Genomic DNA, 2254 nt, shown 5'->3' on the forward strand with positions numbered 1-2254 from the left:
GGGGAGTCGAGGTAAAAATTGCCCGTAACGATTACGAGCAGCGAGTGCTGGAGTTTAAACAGCTGCTTTATAAGGCTATGAGCAGCATCGAAGACGAGCTTTCCCTGCGTAATCAGTTGCTGGCTCAGGAGACAAGGCTTCGGGAGGGGCTGGAGCTTGCACGTAAGTCGGAGCGGTTAAACGAAGTGCGTTACCGGCAGGGCGCAGCACGTATCTCATTCTGGCTCGATGCTCAGGAAAAACGCCGTCAGGCGGAACTGCGGCTGGATGAAAACCGCTTTAATCAGTTGCAGAATCTGGCAAAAATTTATCTCGAGTTTGGCGGGTCGTCTACCAGGGCTTACGCATTAAAATGAACTTGTGTTAAATCAGTATACTCAGAATATAAATTGCTAAATTTAGTTGAGAGTATTTTGATGAAAGGACTGATTCAATCATTTGCCGATTTCCCTGATCCCCGGCGTCAGGGGCGAATACAGCATCGATTTATCGATGTGTTAATCATCGCTGTCAGTGCCGTTATCGCCGGGGCAGACTCCTGGACGGATATCGCCAGCTATGGACGGTCGAAAGAAGACTGGCTACGGACGTTTCTCAGATTAGAGGCCGGTATTCCTTCCCATGATACTTTTCGCCGCGTGTTCACCCTTCTTGACCCGGAAACCTTCGAACAATGCTTCTATGAATGGGTCAGTGGATTCTTTTTGGCTCTGGACCGGGAAGTTATCGCGATTGATGGAAAAACCGTGCGGCGGTCATTTAATAAAGCAATAAAACAGGGCCCTTTGCATATTGTCAGCGCTTTTGCTACCGAACAGGGCATCAGCCTCGGGCAGTTGGCTGTTGACGGAAAGTCTAATGAAATCACGGCAATTCCTGAACTTTTGAGCCGATTGTCATTGAAAGGCAATATCGTCACCCTGGATGCAATGGGATGCCAGCGGGGCATAGCACAAAACATCCTCGACCAGCAGGCAGATTATATATTGGCCCTTAAAGGTAACCAGAGCAAAAAGCATAAGGCCGTGGTGGCATTCTGCCAAACAGAGTGCCTGAGCTATCCCTCTTCAATTAACCCCACCTATGACGCTTTCGATGACCGCCATGGGCGTACGGTACGGCGTCGTGGCTGGGTTATTCCTGTTACAGATAGATTGAGTGGCTTACAAGACTGGCCCGGAGTGCGGAACGTTGTGATGGTAGAAACTATCCGCAGTGTTCAATATGTCAAAGGGGTAACGTCTGATTTACGTTATTATTTAAGCAGTTGTAGTGATGCTCCTGAAATACAAATAGCGGCAGTGAGAAAACATTGGGCGATTGAAAATAGCCTGCACTGGGTACTGGATGTGACGTTCAGAGAAGATGATTCACGCATACGCGAGCAGGTGTCGACGCGAATGTTCGCGCAGTTGCGTAAGATGGCGCTGAATATCGTGAAACGGGATAAAAGCAGCAAGATAAGTCTTCGTGCACGTCGTAAAAGTGCAGGATGGGATAATAGCTATATGGAGTCATTATTATTTAATAACCCATAATAAATTGATTTAATTAACGATAAGTTTAATGCGTAAGCCCTGTATTACCCCCACCTTTTAGCCGCTGAACTTCCTGAATATCTTCAATCTCTTAGTACCTATAGCGGTAGCCCTGTAACACGAATAGCAACCCGTTTGCTCATGCTTACCGGCGTTCGAACAATCGAGCTACGTGCTGCTGAGTGGGCTGAATTCAATTTAGATAAAGGTCTGTGGGAAGTCCCTACTATCCGAATGAAAATGCGTCGTCCTCATCTGGTTCCTTTATCTGAACAAGTTTTAGAGTTGTTGTTGCAACTGCGTGCTATTACCGGCCGCTTTAAATTAATTTTTCCTGGTCGTAATGACAGTCTAAAGCCAATGAGCGAGGCCAGTATTAATCAGGTCATAAACGTATTGGCTACCACGGCAGGGCCACCGGCCACGGTTTTCGCCACACAATGAGCACTATTTTGCATGAGCAGGGTTTCAATACGGCCTGGATAGAAACACCACTGGCTCACGTCGATAAAAACAGTATTCGCGGTACCTATAATCACGCTCAATATCTGAATGGTCGCAGAGAAATGCTTCAATGGTATGCCGACTATATGGATAGCCTGGAAAATGGTGAGAATGTAATTCATGGTAGGTTTGGGAAACGGGCATAAAGTAGGGATATTGATTATCTGGCTGAAATAGTTACCCAAACTTTTTAAAGGCATCTCACGATGCCT

The 2254-nt window shown here is 46.7% G+C and carries 1 protein-coding gene and 2 pseudogenes (1 of these 3 running past the window's edge); all 3 read left to right on the forward strand.

Annotated features, from left to right (window positions below; translation table 11 throughout):
* A pseudogene (gene etsC / locus AEP37_RS21925) lies at positions 1 to 356 on the forward strand (macrolide efflux RND transporter outer membrane subunit EtsC); it begins 1041 nt to the left of the window's first position.
* A 60-nt stretch (positions 357 to 416) separates the two neighbouring features.
* On the forward strand, positions 417 to 1538 hold the full coding sequence (locus AEP37_RS21930) for an ISAs1 family transposase (RefSeq protein WP_049615318.1): 1122 nt from the start codon (positions 417 to 419) through the stop codon (positions 1536 to 1538).
* 42 nt (positions 1539 to 1580) lie between these two features.
* Positions 1581 to 2188, forward strand: a pseudogene (locus tag AEP37_RS21935) (tyrosine-type recombinase/integrase); the annotation flags it as partial.
* Positions 2189 to 2254 lie beyond the last annotated feature (66 nt).

Source organism: Yersinia pekkanenii, assembly GCF_001152565.1.
Taxonomy (GTDB): Bacteria; Pseudomonadota; Gammaproteobacteria; order Enterobacterales; family Enterobacteriaceae; genus Yersinia; species Yersinia pekkanenii.